Below are 2,079 nucleotides of genomic sequence, written 5' to 3'. Positions count from 1 at the left end.
GACGATTGCGACGATGGCTGCCCAGATGGCTCGATCTCGACACCCTGTCCGAAGCCGATCTCCAGAACGCCATCGTCAGCCTCAACACCACGCCGCGCAAATGCCTCGGCTTTATCACCCCTTTCCAGTGCCTCCTCCAGGAACTTGGCAAGGACGTCCGAATCCGCTTCTCATGAGCATGTTGCGCTTCACGCTGGAATCCACCGGTTGGCGGCGATCCATTATAAGTGGACGCCTCCGGAAACGCCGTAATTTCGTTCTGAAGCCGAACTGCTGGGATTTATGGCGATGTTTTGGGCTGGCGGTGACGCTGGTTCAGGTGCTGAATGGCATCCGATCGGCCGTCATCGGCTCATGCGGACGCAGTTCGGCTGTCGAGCCATCGCCACCGCTTCATGTTGTAGGCCAAGTTCGCCAGCGTGAGCGTGGCCTTTGCCCTGGCAATGCCGATGGTGCGCACGACCATTCCCATGGGCCCCTTCGGGTAGGCGAAGACGTGCTCAAAATGGCCGCGGACCGCCGACTTTGCAGCATTCGTCTTGCGCGTTCTGGCCGGCACGGCCGTCCTTTCGGCTTTCTGCGATGGATACGGCTGGTCTTGCTAACGCCCTTGAGAAAGCGCTCATTCTCGGCCGAGCGGTAGGCGCTGTCTGTCCAGACATCGGAGGCGGTGTTTGAAGGGTCGATCAGCCCTTCGCGCAAGCGCGCTCCGCCATGAGCCGCCGCGTCGGTGACAAGAGACTTGCGGATGACACCGTGCCGGCGGTCGACCGAGATGTGGTTCTTGTAGCCGAACGTCGGAATTGCAATGTCGATCTGCTGCTTCTGGCCGTCCTCCGCCGGCCCGGCCTTGGAGAACTTCACGGTCCAACGGGCATCGGTATCCTTCTGCCGCGCCTTGAACGGCTCGTCCTTCCAGATCTCCTTTGCCGTCTCTCCGGCCTTGATCCTGGCCTTCTCGTCCTCGGTGTTGCGCTGACGTGGCGCAGCAACGGGCGTGGCGTCCATAATCTGACCTGACATCGGTAGATAGCCTCGCCTCGCTGATCGCGCCGTCGAGACGGGCAAACAAAGCGTCGAGCGCATCGGCGGCAATCAAGGCTTCCCGGAAATCCCACAGAGTGTTGGCGTCCGGGACCCCATCGCTGGGACCAAGACCGCAGAACCGCATCCAGCTCAACCGGTCCTTCACGAGGAACTCGTTTTGCTCCAGGGACAACCCGTTCAGCGCCTGGAGAACCAGCATCCTGAATTTGAGAACCGGATCGAGGGGCGGCCTCCCGCCCCTGCTTCAATCGCGCCGGGGAACCGCTTTCGCCAAGTCTGCCCGGAATATCTCGAAATCGACCGTAACGGAGTGCTTCTCCAATGAATCTCATGGCGTGAGAGTTGCGAAAGCCGATCCTCAACGTCCCAAAACCCAATCTGTCCCGAAAGCGCGACCTCAGTGGATCATGTCAGCACGAAATTCGCCAGTCTCCGGAAGCGTCCAAGTTTCCGCCGATCCTTTTTGGTGTGGCGCGGAGTTGTAGCGATGCGTCGCCAGCTTGCAGCCGCGTCTACAAGAGGCGGCGCCCTTGCTCGAATGCCTGCTAAGATTGCGGGCGTACGCGGGTATGGGCTGTCGGCGTATGGCGCATAAAGAAGTAACCGGGACGTTCGGGGCCGTGTCCGAATTTCTGAACGTCTCACTCCTCGTCAGCATGGCCCATACCGCTCGCGCCATCTTGTTGCCCAGATCCATGGCGATCACCGGTGGGGGCTTTCGCGTCAGCATTCCCGTCAGCCAGGAACCTGGCGATGCTTTGCCTCTGCTCGCCATCGGATGACGGTCATGGCACCCATAATGAGAAGCCGGTCGTATATCATGCTGTCCCATTTTGGACAGCCGACCAAGCACCTGCTTGCCGCCTGTTGAATGCTGGCGTAGTACGCGCCACACCATCAACCGCCGCCGCATCGAACCAATTGGGAGATGCCTCCTGCAAGGGAGCGGACTCATTAGGCATTGATCCAGATGCGGACGGCAGCCAGCTTGAGAGCGGCGGCGAAGTTGTCGGCGCGCCGGTCGTAGCGCGT

At 60.6% G+C, this 2,079-nt stretch carries 3 pseudogenes; 1 reads left to right on the top strand and 2 read right to left on the bottom strand.

Annotated elements, in window-relative coordinates:
- Positions 1-176: pseudogene (locus H536_RS25575) on the top strand (IS30 family transposase); the annotation flags it as partial.
- 176 nt (positions 177-352) lie between these two features.
- Here the strand turns inward: H536_RS25575 and H536_RS23010 are convergent.
- Positions 353-1,425 (bottom strand): annotated as a pseudogene (locus H536_RS23010) (IS5 family transposase).
- Positions 1,426-1,678: 253 nt separating this feature from the next.
- A pseudogene (locus H536_RS25570) lies at positions 1,679-1,933 on the bottom strand (transposase); the annotation flags it as partial.
- Between the last annotated feature and the right edge of the window lie 146 nt (positions 1,934-2,079).

It is taken from the genome of Aurantimonas coralicida DSM 14790 (genome assembly GCF_000421645.1).
GTDB classification, from domain to species: domain Bacteria; phylum Pseudomonadota; class Alphaproteobacteria; order Rhizobiales; family Rhizobiaceae; genus Aurantimonas; species Aurantimonas coralicida.
The sequence above is the reverse complement of the archived record's forward strand: the minus strand, read 5'-3'. Positions and strand labels throughout refer to the sequence as shown.